The organism is Exiguobacterium sp. s101 (assembly GCF_018617835.1).
Taxonomy (GTDB): Bacteria; Bacillota; Bacilli; order Exiguobacteriales; family Exiguobacteriaceae; genus Exiguobacterium; species Exiguobacterium marinum.
This window is the reverse complement of sequence record NZ_JACSKX010000004.1, coordinates 87133-105759: the sequence shown is the minus strand read 5'-3', so window position 1 is coordinate 105759 and position 18627 is coordinate 87133. Positions and strand designations below refer to the sequence as shown.

Annotated in this window: 21 protein-coding genes; 17 read left to right on the top strand and 4 right to left on the bottom strand. The window is 48.4% G+C overall.

Annotation, left to right across the window (positions count from 1 at the left end; genetic code table 11):
* Positions 1–8 precede the first annotated feature (8 nt).
* From KNO76_RS05210 to KNO76_RS05175, 8 genes are all read left to right on the top strand, one after another.
* Positions 9–1646 carry a sigma 54-interacting transcriptional regulator gene (locus KNO76_RS05210; RefSeq protein WP_214883260.1) on the top strand — a complete coding sequence of 546 codons (1638 nt, stop codon included), beginning with the start codon at positions 9–11 and terminating at the stop codon, positions 1644–1646.
* A gap of 121 nt (positions 1647–1767) precedes the next feature.
* Positions 1768–2664: a phosphate butyryltransferase gene (gene yqiS / locus KNO76_RS05205; protein WP_214883257.1), complete on the top strand. Its 897-nt coding sequence runs from the start codon at positions 1768–1770 to the stop codon at positions 2662–2664.
* 25 nt (positions 2665–2689) lie between these two features.
* Positions 2690–3811, top strand: a complete 1122-nt coding sequence (locus tag KNO76_RS05200; protein WP_026825754.1) for a Glu/Leu/Phe/Val family dehydrogenase — start codon at positions 2690–2692, stop codon at positions 3809–3811.
* A 1-nt stretch (position 3812) separates the two neighbouring features.
* Positions 3813–4904 carry a butyrate kinase gene (gene buk, locus KNO76_RS05195; RefSeq protein ID WP_214883255.1) on the top strand — a complete coding sequence of 364 codons (1092 nt, stop codon included), beginning with the start codon at positions 3813–3815 and terminating at the stop codon, positions 4902–4904.
* Positions 4888–6297, top strand: a complete 1410-nt coding sequence (gene lpdA / locus KNO76_RS05190) for a dihydrolipoyl dehydrogenase (RefSeq protein WP_214883253.1) — start codon at positions 4888–4890, stop codon at positions 6295–6297. Before buk ends, lpdA begins: the two co-directional genes overlap by 17 nt.
* A 12-nt stretch (positions 6298–6309) precedes the next feature.
* Positions 6310–7317 carry a thiamine pyrophosphate-dependent dehydrogenase E1 component subunit alpha gene (locus KNO76_RS05185; protein ID WP_483297385.1) on the top strand — a complete coding sequence of 336 codons (1008 nt, stop codon included), beginning with the start codon at positions 6310–6312 and terminating at the stop codon, positions 7315–7317.
* Positions 7317–8294, top strand: coding sequence for an alpha-ketoacid dehydrogenase subunit beta (locus KNO76_RS05180; RefSeq protein WP_214698947.1), 978 nt, complete (start codon positions 7317–7319; stop codon positions 8292–8294). Before KNO76_RS05185 ends, KNO76_RS05180 begins: the two co-directional genes overlap by 1 nt.
* Positions 8295–8306: 12 nt before the next feature.
* On the top strand, positions 8307–9626 hold the full coding sequence (locus tag KNO76_RS05175; protein WP_251127896.1) for a dihydrolipoamide acetyltransferase family protein: 1320 nt from the start codon (positions 8307–8309) through the stop codon (positions 9624–9626).
* Positions 9627–9666: 40 nt separating this feature from the next.
* On the opposite strand, the gene KNO76_RS05170 is transcribed toward KNO76_RS05175, so the two are convergent.
* The 3 genes from KNO76_RS05170 to KNO76_RS05160 form a co-directional block, all read right to left on the bottom strand.
* Complete coding sequence (locus KNO76_RS05170; protein ID WP_214883251.1) at positions 9667–9882, bottom strand: hypothetical protein; 216 nt, start codon at positions 9880–9882, stop codon at positions 9667–9669.
* Positions 9883–9898: 16 nt separating this feature from the next.
* On the bottom strand, positions 9899–10279 hold the full coding sequence (locus KNO76_RS05165) for a hypothetical protein (protein ID WP_214883250.1): 381 nt from the start codon (positions 10277–10279) through the stop codon (positions 9899–9901).
* A gap of 119 nt (positions 10280–10398) precedes the next feature.
* Positions 10399–11172 (bottom strand): sporulation protein, encoded by a 774-nt coding sequence (locus KNO76_RS05160; protein ID WP_214883248.1) that lies wholly within the window; start codon positions 11170–11172, stop codon positions 10399–10401.
* 99 nt (positions 11173–11271) lie between these two features.
* Between KNO76_RS05160 and KNO76_RS05155 the strand changes: the two genes are divergently transcribed.
* The 8 genes from KNO76_RS05155 to KNO76_RS05120 all read left to right on the top strand — a co-directional run bounded on the left by KNO76_RS05155 (position 11272) and on the right by KNO76_RS05120 (position 17014).
* Entirely contained in the window at positions 11272–12456 is a 1185-nt protein-coding gene (locus tag KNO76_RS05155; protein WP_214883246.1) for a class I SAM-dependent methyltransferase, read from the top strand.
* A 34-nt stretch (positions 12457–12490) separates the two neighbouring features.
* Positions 12491–12919: a BrxA/BrxB family bacilliredoxin gene (locus KNO76_RS05150; protein ID WP_026825764.1), complete on the top strand. Its 429-nt coding sequence runs from the start codon at positions 12491–12493 to the stop codon at positions 12917–12919.
* A gap of 56 nt (positions 12920–12975) precedes the next feature.
* A complete protein-coding gene (locus tag KNO76_RS05145) occupies positions 12976–13317 on the top strand; it encodes a DUF952 domain-containing protein (protein WP_214883244.1) in 342 nt (113 codons plus the stop codon).
* Between the two features lie 184 nt (positions 13318–13501).
* The gene (locus tag KNO76_RS05140; RefSeq protein WP_026825766.1) at positions 13502–14293 is read left to right on the top strand and encodes a transporter substrate-binding domain-containing protein; all 792 of its coding nucleotides are present in this window, start codon (positions 13502–13504) and stop codon (positions 14291–14293) included.
* Positions 14294–14352: 59 nt separating this feature from the next.
* Positions 14353–15012 carry an amino acid ABC transporter permease gene (locus KNO76_RS05135; protein WP_026825767.1) on the top strand — a complete coding sequence of 220 codons (660 nt, stop codon included), beginning with the start codon at positions 14353–14355 and terminating at the stop codon, positions 15010–15012.
* Entirely contained in the window at positions 15009–15731 is a 723-nt protein-coding gene (locus KNO76_RS05130) for an amino acid ABC transporter ATP-binding protein (RefSeq protein WP_026825768.1), read from the top strand. Before KNO76_RS05135 ends, KNO76_RS05130 begins: the two co-directional genes overlap by 4 nt.
* Positions 15732–15761: 30 nt before the next feature.
* The gene (locus tag KNO76_RS05125; RefSeq protein ID WP_214883242.1) at positions 15762–16436 is read left to right on the top strand and encodes a metal-dependent hydrolase; all 675 of its coding nucleotides are present in this window, start codon (positions 15762–15764) and stop codon (positions 16434–16436) included.
* 2 nt (positions 16437–16438) lie between these two features.
* Positions 16439–17014 carry an HD domain-containing protein gene (locus KNO76_RS05120; protein ID WP_214883239.1) on the top strand — a complete coding sequence of 192 codons (576 nt, stop codon included), beginning with the start codon at positions 16439–16441 and terminating at the stop codon, positions 17012–17014.
* Between the two features lie 38 nt (positions 17015–17052).
* On the opposite strand, the gene fadH is transcribed toward KNO76_RS05120, so the two are convergent.
* A complete protein-coding gene (gene fadH, locus KNO76_RS05115) occupies positions 17053–17817 on the bottom strand; it encodes a 2,4-dienoyl-CoA reductase (protein ID WP_214883237.1) in 765 nt (254 codons plus the stop codon).
* 180 nt (positions 17818–17997) lie between these two features.
* On the opposite strand from fadH, the gene KNO76_RS05110 reads away from it, so the two are divergent.
* Complete coding sequence (locus KNO76_RS05110) at positions 17998–18627, top strand: hypothetical protein (protein WP_214883235.1); 630 nt, start codon at positions 17998–18000, stop codon at positions 18625–18627.

The following is an 18627-nucleotide window of genomic DNA, read 5'->3' as shown; positions in this document are numbered from 1 at the left end:
GAATAAGTATGAATAAACGATTGATGATTGTCGGGGCCGGAAAAGGCGGGTCAGAGGTCCTTCATATGTTGATGGATTCACCACTTGCGACTATTGTGGCAGTCGTTGACTCTGATGTATCGGCTGAAGGAATCGCTCTTGCGAAAAGTTACGGCATCGCTGTGACAGATGATTGGACAAAATATGCTGAAGCTAAGCTAGACTTTGTCATCGAAACAACCGGACAGCATCAAACGTTCGAAGAGTTGAAAGACCATTTTAAAGAGGCGGTCGTGTTACCAGGAGAGTTTATTCGTATCGTTGTCGAGCGGTTGAAGCAGAATCAACAAATGCTTGAAGCAATCATTGAATGTACGAGTGAAGCCATTTCGGTAGCCGACCATCATGGGAACACGATATTGATCAACCCATCATACACTCGTTTGACGGGATTTAAAAAAGAAGACGTTGTCGATAAGCCGGCAACGGCTGACATTGGAATGCAAGAAAGTGTCCATTTGAAAGTATTGTCTACCGGACAAGGCGTCAGGGACATCAGAATGCAAATCGGTGCGACTCGACGGGACATTCTCGTGAACGCGGAACCAATCATCGTGGAAGGTAAATTACGCGGCTCGGTCGGGGTCATCCGAGATGTGTCTCAAATCCGTGCGCTTCGAGATGAATTACAGGAAGCGAAAACACGCATTCGGAATCTAGAGGCGAAGTATCAGTTTGCCGATATCATCGCGACGAGTGATGCGATGCGATTTGTCATTGAGCAGGCAAAACTTGCTGCGGTGACCCCTGTGACAGTATTGATTCGTGGAGAATCGGGAACTGGGAAAGAATTGTTCGCCCATGCCATTCACGGGGAGTCCCCCCGGAAATATAAGAAGTTCATTCGGGTCAACTGTGCCGCCATCTCGCCAACGCTTCTTGAGAGTGAGTTGTTCGGCTATGAGGATGGCGCGTTCAGCGGTGCCAAACGAGGCGGGAAAACGGGTTATTTCGAGGAAGCGGACGGTGGTTCACTCTTTTTAGACGAAATTGGTGAATTGCCGCTCGATGTCCAAGTGAAACTGTTACGTGTCCTACAGGAAAATGAAATCGTGCGAGTTGGAGGGACAACGGCGATCCCAATCGATGTCCGCATCATTGCCGCAACGAATGCCGATCTTGAGCAAAAAGTGGGGGATGGGTCCTTCCGTGAAGATTTGTATTACCGGATCAATCGTATGCCAATCCACATACCACCTTTACGTGAACGGTTGAATGAACTCGAAGCACTGTGTGACCGAATCGTACGGAAGTTGAATCAGGAATATGGTCGTAGTGTACGTGGGGTAGACGAAGATGCGTTGATTCTACTGAAAAGTCAGCATTGGAAAGGGAACGTCCGAGAACTTGAGAACGTGATTGGGCGGGCGATGATTTACATGGCGAGCACCGACCAGTGGATCGCGCCTCACCACTTACAATTATCAAATCGGTCTACAAGTCAAAAAGTAGTTGAGTCCGGGACATTCCATGAGGCCGTAGCGAAATATGAGCGAGATTTGATTGAACGAACGATTGAAGAAGCCGGTGGGAACAAATCAGAAGCAGCCCGCCGATTAAAGATTTCGATTCGAACATTATATAACAAACTAGACACCACGCATTAATCTGCATGAATATTTCTGCATGGTAAGCATCAATATGCATGGTCACCCGCATTATAAAGCGCTTACATTTTTGGAATTAAACTTGCTTATGATATAGTGTAGAGGTCAAGGGGGGACAATGATGAATTTTGAACGGATGCTGACGAACGCGAAACAACTAGAAGGTTGTACCGTGTCCATTGCGGGTGCAGCGGACGAAGAAGTTATTCGGGCCGTAAAACTTGCTACGGATCATGGCTTGTCTCGCTTCATTTTGTTCGGCGAAGCTAGAGAAATCCGGAAGTTATGTGAGCAGCATGAGATCGATGAGTCAAACGTCGATATTTTACATGCGAAAGGTGATGTAGAGATTGCACGCCGCGCCGCGCTAGCCGTGAAAAACAAAGAAGCGGATGTACTCATGAAAGGAATGGTGTCGACATCTACTTTCATGAAAGCCGTCCTCAATCGAGAGGCTGGTCTTCGGACGAAACGAACGCTCAGTCATGTGGCTTTATTTCAAATTCCGAATCGAGAGAAGCTGATCGGTGTGACTGATGCTGCGATTCATATTGCGCCGACGCTTGAAGAAAAAGTTGAAATCATCCACAATGCTGTCGAGGCGATGCATGACATTGGTTACGCATCACCAAAAGTTGCAGCAATCGGAGCGGTCGAAGTTGTCAATCCACAGATGAATGCGACACTCGATGCCGCGTTACTCAGTCAAATGAATCGTAGGGGTCAAATCAAAGGCTGTATCGTAGACGGACCACTCGCACTCGATAATGCGGTCGATATGATTGCGGCCAAGCAAAAAGGAATCAACAGTGAAGTAGCCGGTAAAGCTGACTTATTAGTCGTACCATACATAGAGGTCGGCAACGTCCTTTATAAATCAATCATGTATTTTGCAGAGGCGAGCGTAGCGGCGATTGTCGTCGGCGCATCAGCCCCTGTCGTGTTGACGAGTCGTGCCGATACTGCAGAAGCGAAACTATATTCACTCGCATTCGCTTTGTTACATGCCAAAAATTAATCATATTTAATAGGAGGAATTAACCATGATGGAAACAAACACAGAACCACGCTTCCGTATTTTTGATGTTTTACAATCTGAGGACTATGAACAAATCGTATTTTGTCAGGACCAAACTTCAGGACTAAAAGCAATCATCGCGATTCACGATACGACACTCGGTCCAGCGCTCGGTGGACTTCGCATGTGGAACTATGAATCAGAACAAGAAGCACTCACAGACGTCTTGCGCCTTGCAAAAGGAATGACGTATAAAAATGCGGCAGCCGGTCTCAACCTTGGAGGCGGAAAAGCTGTCATCATCGGAAATGCGAAGACGGATAAGTCAGAAGCGCTCTTCCGTGCGTTCGGTCGTTACGTACAGTCACTTAGCGGACGCTACATCACGGCTGAAGATGTCAACACGACAGTTTCAGATATGGATTTCATTCATATGGAGACAGACTACGTAACAGGCGTTAGCCCAGCATTCGGCTCGAGTGGTAACCCTTCACCTGTAACAGCATACGGTGTGTATCGTGGGATGAAAGCGGCTGCTAAATGGAAGTTTGGTACCGACTCGCTCGCTGGGAAGACGGTTGCTGTACAAGGTGTCGGAAACGTCGCCTATAATTTATGCCGCCACCTCCACGAAGAAGGTGCGCATTTGATCGTGACAGATATTAACGAGGAAGCACTCAAACGTGCGGAGACTGACTTTGGTGCGACTGTCGTCAAGCCGGATGAAATTTACTCTGTCGAATGTGACATTTTTGCCCCATGTGCACTCGGTGCGGTCATCAACGATCAAACGATTCCACAGTTAAAAGCTCAAATCGTCGCAGGTGCTGCGAACAACCAATTGGCAGAAGATCGTCACGGTGATGTGCTCGACGAGAACGGTATCCTCTATTCACCAGATTTCGTCATCAACGCTGGAGGTGTCATCAACGTCGCCGACGAACTCGAAGGATACAACCGAGAACGCGCGATGAAAAAAGTCGAACTCATTTATGACAACATGATGCGCGTCTTTGAAATCGCAGAACGTGACGGTGTACCGACACACGTCGCGGCCGATAAGATGGCTGAAGAACGTATTCAGATGATGTCGCGTTCACGCAGTCAATTCCTAAAAGTCGAAAAAAGCATTCTAGGGAGACGCTAAGATGACGAAACGGCTAATTCTTGCAATCAACCCAGGGTCGACCTCGACGAAAGTTGGATTGTTTGATGGGAAGGAAGAAGTGATGACTCGCACGGTTCGTCATGAGATTGACGTGACCGGCCTCACTCTTCCGGAGCAATTGCCTCATCGTGAGCAAGAAGTACGTGCCTTGTTAGAAGAGACTGGCATCGCGGTCAACGATTTGACCGCGGTCGTCGGTCGTGGTGGCTTACTTGCGCCAATGACATCGGGAACATATACCGTCAATGAACTCATGCGTGAGGATTTGACGAGCGGTCGTTTCGGTATGCACGCATCCAACCTTGGTGGATTGATTGCTTCTAAAATTGGTGAGCACGAAGGAGTCCCGAGTTTCATTGTCGATCCAGTCGTCGTCGATGAGATGCATGAGTTGGCCCGTAAGACGGGTATATCAGAGATTGATCGTCGGAGTATTTTCCATGCTCTTAACCAAAAGGCCGTTGCGAAGCGATTCGCATCTGAAATTGGAAGCGATTACAACGATCTGAATCTCATTGTTGCGCATCTCGGTGGCGGAATCACTGTCGGTGCACATGTGGCTGGCCGCGTCATTGATGTGAACAATGGACTGGACGGGGACGGTCCGCTTGCACCAGAGCGTGCTGGTTCAATTCCTGTTGGACAGGTAGTAGAACTATGTTATAGTACCAGGTATAAAGAATCGGAAATGAAGAAGAAAATTGTTGGTCAGGGCGGACTGTTCGCTCACCTCGGAACATACGATGCGATTGAGATTGAACAACGCTTAGAAACAGGTGACGATGAGGCGAGACTTTTGTATGAGACGATGGCTTATCGCGTCGCTCAAGAGATTTCTAAACATGGGGCGACATTATGTGGTCGTGTAGATGCCATCTTACTGACGGGCGGGATCGCATATTCCGACTGGCTGACTGACAAGATTAAGGAGCGTGTCACTTATCTCGCGCCGGTACATATTTATCCGGGTGAAGATGAACTAAAAGCGTTGGCTGAAGGTGCGCTTCGCATCATCGAGAAGGAAGAGACCGCACGAGTTTATGAGGGGGATACACATGGCACAAGAATTTGATGTTGTCGTCATCGGTGGAGGACCAGGAGGATATGTGGCCGCGATTAAAGCGGCCCAGGCAGGAAAATCTGTCGCAATCGTCGAGGCGAAGAAGTTAGGCGGAACCTGCTTACATAGAGGATGCATCCCGACGAAGGCGCTCTTAAAAGCGGCACACGTTTATCAAACGGCGAAACAGAGTGCGACGTATGGTGTGGAAACGGGAGACGTGACGTTCAACATGGAACGGGCCCAAACGTATAAGCGCGATCTCGTCGCTGGCCTAGAAAAGGGAATCGAGCATTTGATGAAACAAGGAAAGATTGAAGTGTTTCGGGGGAAAGCCTCCATTCTTGGACCAAGTATCTTCTCACCACAACCAGGGACCGTATCGGTTGAAGATGAAAGCGGTGAGTCGGAGCTCATCTTGCCGAACCAATTGATTATCGCCACAGGATCGATTCCACGTGAGCTTCCTGGGTTACCGTTCGATCACGAGCGTATTTTAAACTCAGACGACTTGCTCAATTTCGAGACACTACCTGAATCGATTGCGATTGTCGGTGGCGGTGTGATCGGAGTCGAATGGGCATCGATGCTCGTCGATTTGGATGTGAATGTGACGTTGATTGAAGTAGGCGATCGTTTACTCCCGCTCGAGGACAAGGCGGTCTCTCGTGAAGTGGAGCGGTTATTGAAGAAGCGCGGTGTTCGTGTGAAGAAAAGTGTGACAGTCGATGCGGAACGGACATTGATTCATGAAGAAGCGGTGGAGCTTGCTGTTGGGGAAGACATGTTGAACGTTGACTGTGTCCTCGTCTCAGTGGGTCGTGTCGCTAATACAGAAGACCTGGGGCTACAAAATACGTCCATCGTCGTCGAGAACGGGATCATTCAAGTCGATAGCCAGTATCGGACGAAAGAACGTCATATCTTCGCAATCGGTGACTGTATCGGGAAGCTACAACTCGCCCACGTCGCTTCAGCAGAAGGAGTGAAGGCCGTCGAGACGATTCTTGGTCTTGAGCCGACACCACTCGATTATATGCTCATCCCACGCTGTGTATACAGTGTCCCTGAAGTCGCCTCGGTCGGTCTGACAGAAGAAGCAGCAAAAGATGCGGGACATGACGTGAAGACAGGGACGTATCGCTTCAACGGCCTCGGGAAAGCGCGCATTGAAGGGCAAGCCGACGGATTCGTCAAACTCGTTTCGGACAAAGAGACAGATGACCTGCTCGGTGTCCATATCGTCGGACCGAAAGCGACTGAACTCATCACTGAAGGCGGGCTCGCACTCGTCTTGAACGCGACCGCTTGGGAAATGGGGCAACTCGTTCACCCACACCCTGCACTAAGTGAGGCCTTCCAGGAAGCGGCGCTCGCCGTCGATGGATTACCGATTCACGCCTAAGGAGGAACAAGGATGGAACAGATGACTGTAAACTCATATGAAGAGCTCGGCTTAACAAAACAAGATTTATTGGCGATGTACGAAACGATGGTGCGTGCGCGTAAAATTGATGAACGGATGTGGAAGTTGAACCGCGCCGGGAAAATCCCGTTCGTCGTTTCGTGTCAAGGTCAAGAGGCAGCGCAGGTCGGGGCGGCGTTCGCACTCGAAAAAGGAATCGACTATGTCCTCCCTTACTATCGTGATGTGGCGGTCGTCCTACACTTCGGTCAAACTTCAAGAGACTTGATGCTGTCGGCGTTCGCGAAAGCGGAAGATCCGAACTCGGGCGGTCGTCAGATGCCTGGACACTTCGGCTCGAAAGAGCATCGCATCGTGACGGGTTCATCTCCGGTCACGACACAAGTCCCTCATGCTGTCGGAATCGCACTCGCAGCGAAGATGAAAAAAGAAGAGCTCGTCACGTTTGTCTCGTTCGGTGAAGGGTCTTCCAACCAAGGAGATTTCCACGAAGGTGCAAACTTTGCCGGTGTCCACAAACTTCCGGTCATCTTATTCTGTGAGAACAACAAATATGCAATCTCGGTACCACTCACGAAGCAGTTGGCATGTAAAAGAGTATCTGACCGGGCGAAAGGTTACGGGATGCCAGGCGTGACAGTCGACGGGACCGACCCGATTGCCGTTTATGCGGTCGTGAAAGAAGCGCGTGAACGTGCTCTGCGCGGAGAGGGACCGACACTCATCGAAGCAGAAGTGGAACGCCTCGTACCTCACTCATCAGATGACGATGACAAAGCCTACCGCTCAGCGGAAGAATTGGCTGGATTGAAAGAACGGGACGGCATAAAACTGTTCCGTCAACGACTCATTAACGAGGAGGTCGCTACGTCTGATGCGCTCTCGGAAATTGACGAGAAGATTGATTTAGAAGTGAACGAAGCGACGACATATGCGGATAAGGCACCGTACGCTGCGCCTGAATCTGCAATGGATTACGTCTACGAGGAGGAAAAATGATGAAAACGTTTATCGAAGCGATCAATGAAGCGATTCATGAGGAAATGGAGCGCGACGAAAACGTCTTCGTCGTCGGAGAAGACGTCGGCGTTCGCGGCGGGGTATTCCGTGCCACACAAGGGTTGATTGAGAAGTACGGGGAAGGTCGTGTCATCGATGCACCGCTCGCCGAGAGTGCGATTGCGGGTGTCGGTGTCGGAGCTGCGATGTATGGGATGCGACCGATCGCAGAAATGCAGTTTGCAGACTTCATCATGCCAGCAGTGAACCAAATCGTATCGGAAGCTGCGAAAATTCGTTACCGCTCGAATAACGATTGGACATGTCCGATGGTCATCCGTGCGCCTTTTGGTGGAGGGATCCACGGGGCCCTCTATCATTCGCAATCGGTCGAGGCGATGTTTAGTTCGACGCCAGGTCTTAAAGTCGTCATTCCATCAGACCCGGTCGATGCGAAAGGATTATTGAAAGAGGCGATTCGTTCAAACGACCCGGTGCTCTTCTTTGAACATAAGCGTGCCTATCGTCTTTTGAAGGCAGATTTGCCGACGGACGAATATACGGTCGAAATCGGTAAGGCGGCAGTCAAACGTGAAGGCGATGACATCACAATCATCACATACGGTCTCTGTGTACACATGGCACAAGAAGCAGCGAAAACGCTCGAAGAAGAAGGGATCAGCACGCACATCCTCGATCTTCGTACCGTCTACCCGCTCGACCAAGAAGCGATCATCGAGTCAGTCAAGAAGACAGGTAAAGTGCTACTCGTGACAGAGGACAACAAAGAAGGAAGTATCATCGGAGAAGTAGCGGCGATTATCGCGGAGAAGGCGCTCTTCGAACTCGATGCGCCGATTGAGCGTTTGGCTGGCCCTGATGTGCCGGCAATGCCGTATGCACCACCGATGGAAAAATTCTTTATCGTATCCCCAGAAAAAATTGCCGAGCGGGCGCGTCAGCTCGCGGCGTTTTAAGGAGGCATCTCCATGGAACAAACGATTACCATGCCCCAACTTGGGGAGAGTGTGACAGAAGGCACGATCACGACTTATCTCGTCAAACCGGGCGACCGTGTGGAAGAGTATGAACCACTCGCGGAAGTCATGACGGATAAAGTGACGGCCGAGATTCCGGCGACTAGTGCGGGAGTCGTGAAAGAATTCCTCATTCCAGAAGGGGAGACGGTCAGCGTCGGGACACCGGTATTGACGATGGAAGTTGAAAGTGCGGAGGAAGCTGTAGTTGAGACGAAGACCGAACCGATTGCAGAAACGACACCTGCAGAACCCGTCTCTAAGCAAGCGGTCGCCACTACTCCGAAAAAACAGAGTGGAAACGGTCGATACTCACCTGCTGTCATCCGACTCGCCAACGAGAATGATATCGATTTGAGTGAACTGAGCGGAAGCGGTTTAGGCGGTCGGATCACGCGGAAAGATATTCTTCGTTACTTATCAGAAGGACGTCCGGCATCGACTCCTGAGAAAGCGACACAAGCACCTGTCCAAGAGACGATGGTACAAACAAAGATGGACGTTCCGACTGAGGCACCACGTCCTGTCGTCGAACCGTCGCAACCGGTCGCATCGACATCCCCTTCTTCTGGACGCTATGAATCCATTCCGACAGCAGGTGTACGTCAAGCGATTGCGAACAATATGGTCCGCTCAAAACACGAGGCGCCGCACGCATGGCTCATGATTGAAGTCGACGTGACGAATCTCGTCGACGCCCGGGCAAAACTGAAAGACGAGTTCATGAAACGGGAAGGTGTCAAATTGACATTCATGCCGTTCTTCATGAAAGCGGCGATCGAGGCATTGAAGAAATATCCGATGATGAACTCGGAGTGGGCGGGCGATCATATCAAAGTTCACCAAGACATCCATCTTTCGGTGGCCGTCGCGGCAAACAACGCCCTTTATGTACCGGTCATTCGTCAAGCGGATGAGAAGAACATCAAAGGACTTGCTGTTACACTTCAAGACGTGGCAACGCGAGCGCGTGAGAACCGTTTGAAGGCAGAAGAGATGCGTGGCGGGACGTTCACCATCAACAACACAGGTGCGTTCGGCTCAATTCAGTCGGCACCGATTTTGAATTACCCACAAGCTGCCATCCTATCAGTCGAGTCGATCGTGAAGCGTCCGGTATGGATGAATGGAATGTTTGCGGCACGCGATATGGTCAACCTTTGCATGTCGGTCGACCATCGCGTCCTTGACGGTCTCGTCGCAGGTCAGTTCTTGCAAGCAATCAAACAATCGCTCGAGTCGATCGATCCGAACACATATACCGTATATTGATTAAAAAATGGAGGCGCTCCCAGTGGGGCGCCTCCATTTTTCATGAGTTATAGCCAAGGAATACCGTGAAGACGAAGCTTGCGGCTGAGATCAGTAAGAGAAGGAACGACAAGGACATGCCCATTGTGACGAGTCCTTTGGAGAGTCGTGGTTTGGATTTATAGAGTGCGAACGCAAACACGAGACTGAATATGACGAACGTCGCGAATAGTGTAAGCGGGATTGCTCGGTCTTTTAGTAACTGAAGTAAATGCAACGTTGAATCATCCTTTCTAATCAAGCGCCTTCTGAAATCGTCGTTGATGGACACGGTACGTTAATCTGGTAATCAGAACTAAAATGAGAAGGAGCACCCAATATACGAATATATAGTTTATTGCAAACGCAGGAATCCCATCATGTCTGACTGAGGAAATCCAAAGAAGAACGAGTGAGGCCGGGAAATGGAGGAAGAGTACAAGATAAGGTACGAACTTCAGGAATGATAAGGCATTTGTCGACGGATTACGCATTAAAACCATCGCAATCAAACCAATCAGCACTTCGAGCCCACCAAGCGTGAAGAAAGCGAGTGAATCAGTGAAACTAGTCTCTAGAATGGGTAAGGCAAATGGCGCAAGGCCGAAACTCCCAATCATTATTAAAGCGAACAAGATGTAGTCACCTCCTGAAAATTTGACTCCTTATAATAATTGTAAGATATTGGATGTAAAAACTCAACGTCCCACTAAAAAAACACGCCATTCCTATGAATGACGTGTCGGCTAGTTCCTTAAATCGATTGTTCAATCATCGATTCGATGTCGCGACGGACTTCGGCTACTGATAAATGTGCGACGTCATATCGTACACGGTGCGTTGATTCGTCTGAACCCGTCAAATCGGCGAAAAGGCTTCCGAGGTCGTGGACACTGCGGTCGACTTGAATGAGAAGTTCAATCGTGTCCTCGTCTTGTAAAATCACAATTTCTACTTCATCTAGCTGGCGACCGAAACGCGAACCGTTCGCTGAATACTCGAGTTCTTGTGCAATCGGGAGGCGCCCTGAACGATGGCGTGCCGGAAGCATTTCCGTGTCGGCTTTTTTCAAACGGAATCCGAGCTCGTCCATCGCATCTAAAATGACTTGTTGAGCCGCATTCGGTTGTACGGTGATCGCATCCTCATCTTTCGGATCGACGGCTTGGGCGATATCTAGCCCCGTCTCAATCCATGATTTCGATTGGCTGACAGAAAGAGGTGTGTTGAACGGGACGTTGACTGTGAATTGGATTTCTTTCACTTCCCCTGGTCCAATCATAAACGGCGCCTCATTCAATAAAATCTTTTCAATCGTAAACGTCGAGTGTGTGATTTTGTCGTTCACTTCATGTTTATATAACGTGTTGAAAAACAGATAGATACTATCAACCGATTGTTCGACAGAACCGCCTTCGATATGGACGACCCCGTTCAATTCCCCGCCGGGCGTACAGTGGCTTTCATTCAGGCGCGTATCAACTTTTGCGGCACCGATTCCGATTGAAGATAAAATCTTTTTAAACATATGTGTGTCCTCCTTTGACGTAACGCCGTCTTCGTGTAATAGTATGTACGGACAGGTGAAACGATATGTTTCAAAATTTCTTAAAAAGGATTGAATCCATTGGAATATACAGCATTATTAGAACGTCTCGAAGACGTTATTCAATCAAATCATCTCGTGTCAGCGACCATCAGTCAACCCCGCCAAAAATCAAGTGATTTAAGACGGGTCAAATTGAAACCGGTCCTGATTCGGAATGCATATCATATCCAGTTCGAGTATCAGTATGAGCGGGTGATGAACCATAAAAACTTGACACCAGATGAGGCCGTATCGGAAATGATCGAGCTTCTCGAAACGTTCCGACAAGGACAGTTTCAGTTAAAAGATTCCGATCTCCAGTTCCAATTATCGAAAAAGTTCAAAGTGACATTAAAAGAAAAGCAGACGGCTCAAAAAGAAGTTCAACTGAGTCACAATCGGGAAAAGCAATATGTGCTCCCGCTCGACGAGCCGGTTCCGTTTCTCATACGACTCGGCATTCAGTCAGCGGACGGGAAAGTGAAGCGTCAAAAGTACGACAAGTTCAAACAAATCAACCGCTTCCTCGAGTTCATCGAGGATTCACTCAAACATTTACCTACGGATCGCACTGTCCGTATTCTCGATTTCGGTTCGGGCAAATCGTATTTGACGTTCGCTCTCTATCACTTCTTACATGAGATGAAAGGGTATGACATCCACATCACGGGACTCGATTTGAAGAAAGAAGTCATCGAAGAGTGTGCATCCATCGCGAAAGATCTTGGCTATGAACGGCTGGAGTTTTTAGTCGGAGACATTAATGAATATGAAGGGGAAACAGCTGTTGACATGGTCGTGACCCTTCATGCATGTGACGTGGCGACCGATATGGCATTGGCACGTGCTGTCCGTTGGGGCGCGAAAGTCATCTTGAGCGTCCCTTGTTGTCAAAAAGAATTGAATCGTCAAATTCAAGCACCGAACTTGGACGTGATGCTCCAACATGGATTGATCAAAGAACGGTTCGCCTCCCTCGCGACAGATTCGATTCGGGCAGAACTGCTTGGACTTGTCGGGTATGATGCACAACTGCTCGAATTTATCGATCTCGAACACACACCAAAAAATATTATGATTCGTGCTTACTTGACGAACCGCGTGGCAACCGCTGAAACGAAAGCGCGTTATCTCGCCTTCAAGCAAATGATACATGCCGATCCGTTCTTAGAACGAGAATTGAGCGATAGACTTGTCCTCGAGGTGGAACAAGACGTAAAATAGGAGAGTATAGACGAATGTCGAAAGGGGAAACAACATGGATTTTCAATTATATTTTCAAGATGTAGTCGAACAAGCGCGTAACGAAGTACGTGCTGCAGGATACACAGAGCTCACGACACCGGAAGAGGTGGACGGGGCACTCAAAAAAGAAGGGAAGACACTCGTCCTCGTCAACTCGGTATGTGGCTGTGCAGGCGGCATCGCGCGTCCGGCCGCTGCGTACGTGAACAAGATGGAAGGTGTAAAACCTGACCACTTCGTTACTGTGTTTGCCGGTCAAGACCGTGAAGCGACTGACCGTGCACGGGAGTATTTTGAAGGATATGCACCGTCTTCACCGTCAATTGCTCTTCTTGAGGATGGCAACATCGTGACGATGGTAGAACGCAGTGAAATCGAGTCAGCTACTGCTGAAGAACTCGTCGATCAGTTGCAAACATTGTTTGACATCTATTTCTCATAATCACACATCGGCGCAAAGGCCCTGCCTTTGCGTTTTTGCAAAAAGGGGCAATGCATATGGAACCAGTCATCAAAATCATGACGGAGGCAGAATATATGATTGCCCTGTCACGCGGTGAAATCAATGAACCATCACTTCAATCCGAAGGGACAATCAAATGTTGTACACCGCAGCAAATAGGAAAAGTGGTAAAACAATCTTTTTTTGGAGAGTCGATCGTGCTCGTCTCGCTCCACGTTAACCGACTAGGACAGCTGTTACATTATGAACTAGATGAAGACGGGGAGCGCTATCCGCACGTGTATAGTGCCATCCCTATGTCTTCTGTTAAACAGGTTCAACCATACGGGTCTCGCGACAATGGAACGGTCACATATTTCGCTTTCGAGCGGATGTGACCTTCTTTTTTTTAAAATAAAATGCATGAATATACTTTACAATTAATAATTATGTGTATATAGTGGTTGAAGATACAAGTTGGACAACTGATGTGTCATTAAACAGTTGAGCTGCAATGACACATATGTCATAATTTTTTTAAAGTTCTGATAATTGTCATTTAACTACGAAAGGAAGATGGAGATGAAAAAAGGTTTTCTAGCATTATGTTTAGCAGGACTAGCCGCGTTTTCGGTCGCATGTGGGACAGACGAGAACGAAGGAGGATCGTCATCGACCGATGGGGAAGATGACAAAGTCATTGTCATGGGAACGAGTGCCGATTACTTCCCATATGAGTTCGTCGATACGGCGAATGGCGACGACATCGTTGGATTTGATATCGATATTGCCAAAAAAGTGGCGGAAAACATGGGATATGAATTGAAAATTGAAGATATGGATTTTGGTAGTTTACTTGGAGCACTCAATGCAGGGCGTGTCGATTTCGTCATGGCTGGGATGACACCGACTGAAGAGCGTAAAGAGAATGCTGATTTCTCGGATATTTATTTCACTGCGGTGAACTTAATCTTATCGAAAGATGACTCACTTCAATCTCTTGAAGACTTGAAAGGCAAAAAGATTGGTGTCCAACTCGGTTCGATTCAAGAAGGAATCGCACAAGACCAGATTCAAGACGCAGAAATCGTATCGTTGAACAAGATTCCTGAGATTATTCAAGAAATCAAGACGGGACGTATTGACGCGATGGTCATTGAAGACACGGTCGCGAAGAAATACCTCGATCAAGACAGTGAGTTGACAACATTTGAAATCGTGGACGAAGAAGAAGCGGGTTCTGCTGCTGCCTTCCGTAAAGACGATGAGCTCCGTGATCAATTCAATGAAGAGTTGAAGAAGATGATCGACAATGGAGACATTGACGAGTTAGCACAAAAATGGTTTGAAGAAGAGGCTGCACCAGCCGAATAATGAATCGTACGGGGCTGACTGAAGAGAACTCGGTCAGCCTTTTTTAGGAGGAACTTACAATGGATTTTAGTCGGATTTATGATTCTATCCCTTACATACTCGAAGGGATTCCAGTCATGTTCCAAGTCGTCATCGTCTCGGCATTGATCGGGATCACGCTTGGGATTGTTGTTGCTACGTTGAAGATTGTGCCGAACCGCTTGATTAACTTCCTCGGTCATGCTTATACGGCCGTGTTTCGTGGAACACCGCTCATCTTACAACTCGCCATCATCCACTTCGGATTGCCGCAACTGACCGGCTATATCACGACACCTTATCAGTCGGCGGTTATCGCCTTCTCACTGAACTCGGGGGCGTATATTTCAGAAATCATCCGTGCCGGTATCCAAGCAGTCGACAAAGGTCAATGGGAAGCATCGGATGCCCTCGGTGTCCCTTATGTGAAACAATTACGTTCCATCATCTTGCCGCAGGCATTCAAGAATATCTTGCCTGCTTTAGTGAACGAGATGATCACGTTGACGAAAGAGTCTGCCCTCGTCTCGACGGTCGGAGTGCTTGACATCATGCGCCGCGCACAAATCGTCGGTGGGCAGAAGGCAATCTACTTCGAACCGCTTCTATTTGCCGGTGTGATATACTTTACAATAGTGATGATCTTGACGTATCTTGGACAACGTCTTGAAAAACGGTTAAGAAAGAGTGATGGAAGATGATTGAGGTAAAAGACCTATACAAACAATTTGGTGACTTAGAAGTATTGAAAGGAATCACGACGACAATCGAACGTGGTGAAGTGGTCGCTGTCATCGGACCGTCCGGGTCTGGTAAATCGACATTTCTACGTTGCTTGAACATGCTTGAGATTCCAACGAGCGGGACGGTCAGTGTCGACGGGTTCGAGCTAACGAAAAAAGGTGCGAACGTCGCCAAGGCTCGTCAAAATATCGGGATGGTGTTTCAACAATTCAACCTGTTCCCACATATGAGCGTATTGGATAATTTGACGTATGCGCCGGTCAATGTGTTGAAGGTGAGTAAAGCTGAAGCACTCGAACGTGCGAAAAAATTACTTGAACGCGTCGGACTTTCTGAGAAAATCGATGCCTATCCGAGCCAACTTTCAGGTGGACAAAAACAACGTGTCGCGATTGCTCGTGCCTTGGCGATGGAACCGAACGTCATGTTGTTCGATGAACCGACGTCAGCACTTGACCCGGAAATGGTTAACGAAGTACTCGATGTCATGAAAGGCTTGGTTGAGACGGGAATGACGATGGTCGTCGTCACACATGAAATGGGCTTCGCTCGTGAAGTGGCGGACCGCGTGCTCTTCCTCGACGAAGGGATCCTCATGGAAGAGGGCAAGCCGGCTGACCTGTTGTTAAACCCGCAAACAGACCGGGCAAAACGCTTCTTGGAGAAAGTGTTGTAATCTGATCTCACGAGGGAAGGATGAATGCACATGAAAATCACGTATTATGGACATGCGACAGTAGGATTTGAGATAGATGGTGTGAACGTGTTGATTGACCCATTCTTGACGAGTAATCCTCATACCGAAGTAGACCCTTCTACACTGCGGCCCGATTATTTGTTGCTCACGCATGCTCATTTTGATCATATCGAAGATGTCGAATTGATTGCGAAAGAGACGGGTGCGACGATTGTGGCGACGCATGAGCTTGCGAGCTACTATGAGAAGAAAGGGTATTCTGTACACGGTATGAATATCGGCGGCGGACACGATTTCCCGTTCGGCCGCGTCACGATGACTCAAGCCTTCCACAGTTCAAGTTTGGATATGGGAGACACGCCGGTCTACATGGGGATGCCAGCTGGATTCATCATCGAAACGAATGGGTTGACGCTTTATCACGCAGGAGACACGAGTCTCTTCTCAGATATGAAGATGTATGGTGAACGTTTTGAAATCGATGTCGCCTTCCTTCCGATCGGGGATAATTTCACAATGGGACCTATAGACGCATTAGATGCGGCACAGTGGCTACAAGCGAAACGTGTCGTCCCGATCCACTTTGATACGTTTCCACCGATTAAACAGGATGCTCAGGCGTTTTGTGACCAACTGCACCGTCGCGGTCTCTTGATTGAACCGAATACGACCATCGAGATTTAATCATGAATGTGATTCAAGAGACGAAGCAGTTCATCGAAACGATTCATGCAAGTGATTCTTCGGGTCATGACGTCGCTCACGTTGAGCGTGTCGTTCGATTGGTGGAGCGTTTAATGGAGAATGAACCGGTCAATCGGACAGTTCTCCTCCTCTCGGCATATTTACACGACGTGGAAGATCATAAGCTCGGTCGTCCGAAGGGTCTCGTCAAACAGCATCTGTCCTCAATTGATATCACTGAGGAGCAAGCGAATTTAGTGATGGCGGTGATTGATGAGGTCTCATTCTCAAAAGGAAAGACGCCGACGACCCGGGAAAGCGAAATCTTGCAAGACGCCGACCGTCTTGATGCGATTGGTGCTATCGGAATTGCGAGGACATTCCAATACGCAGGTTCTCTCGGTACGCCGCTTGATTTGGCAGAGACGAGTGCCGTCCAACATTTTCAAGATAAGTTGTTGAAGCTGTCGTCTAGTATGCATACCGCTAAAGCACAACAATTGGCGATGTCCCGTCATGCGTTCATGGAGCAGTTTTTAGAACAGTTTCACGAAGAGTGGGATGGAATCGATCAATAAAAGGACGACCGAGATAAATGTCTCGGTCGTCCTTTTGATTAGAATGGATGTTTGTTGAGCCAATGTCCACCGTCAAGAGAGATGCAATCCCCGTTTAAATAGCGCATCTCGTCTGATGCCATCCAATAAGCCAGGTCCGCGATTTCTTCCGGTGTTCCAAACCGTCCGAGTGGGACGTTACGGCGAATGCGCTCCACTTCTTTCACGTGGGAGACGAGTTTTTCGGCACCGCCTGTCCGTTCAATCGGTCCAGGACTGATCGCGTTAACGCGCGCGCCGAACTGATAGCCCCATTCGACTGCGAGCGTTCGTGTTAAGTTCAAGACCCCCGCTTTCGCTGCAGCACTCGGTGCGACACCGGGGCCGGCCTGCCACGCATACGAGGCGACCATGTTGATGATTGACCCGCCACGGAGTTCTTTTGCTTCCCAATGTTTCCCGAGAACATGGGTGCAGTTGAACGTCCCGTTCAAGACGATATCGATCACGCTCGCCCAACCGTTTGGAGACAAATCGAGTGTCGGGCAGACGAAGTTGCCGGCAGCGTTGTTAACGAGCGCGTGGACTGGACCGTATGCGGACACGATGTCAGCGAGTGCTTGCGCGCATCCTTCATAATCACGAACATCATGTTGAACACTCATCGCCTGACCCGCGTCGATGGCGTTCAGGTCGTTCATCGCATCTTTCAGTCGCTCCTCGTTTCGACCGCTGATGGCCACGCTCCACCCTTCTTGTTTAAATTTCAATGCCATGGCTTTCCCCATACCGGACGATCCCCCGGTAATCCAAATCGTTTTCATCCTGTTCCCCCCTCAAAAATGAATGGTCGTTCATTTTACATATTCGTCTAATGATGTAAAACTCCTTCAATAAAGTGTCATTCGATGTTGAAACATTCTTTTAACTCGAGACGTATACACAAGATGTAACGATTGATATTCAAAACCATGACGTGTATCTACAATAGGAGATGATGGAATATGAAGCCCATTACAGGATTGACCCTATTCATTCTTATCATTGTCGGAATATTTGTACTCATCGATCGGTCTGATTCAAAGAAAATATCTGAACAGATCGAAAATAAGATGTTCACCCAAACGGAGACGAAGGTTTATCCTGAGTCGACGGTCGAAGAACTGAAGGAGATGCTTGCTGCGTTTCAAAACGATGTGGCTCCGCGAATCAATAACGATTTCGAACGAAAGTTGGCAGAACGGATGTACGTGGAGATGAAGATGTTTGATGAAACCATCGATGTGAAGCAACTTCTAATCCGCGCTAAAGACCAAGCTAATTTTGAACGTGCATGGTTGGACCATGCGAAAAGTGACTATGGCATCGCCGTAACGGGTGACGAAGTCGATGAATGGATTGAAAAAGGACCGGATGCGACGGTAGTCGAGTCACAAAGACGATATGCCGAGGCAAAAGAGATGAGCGTGTATGAGCTCAATCATGATTATTATCGCGATCAATACGTCAAATGGGTCGTATGGGAAGATTTGATTCCGCTCGTCACAGAACGGTACGAAGCGTCAAGTGAGCAAGTGCTCGACAACAATCAACTCATCGAATTGTACGAGCAAGAGGTGGAAAACACGTTATAA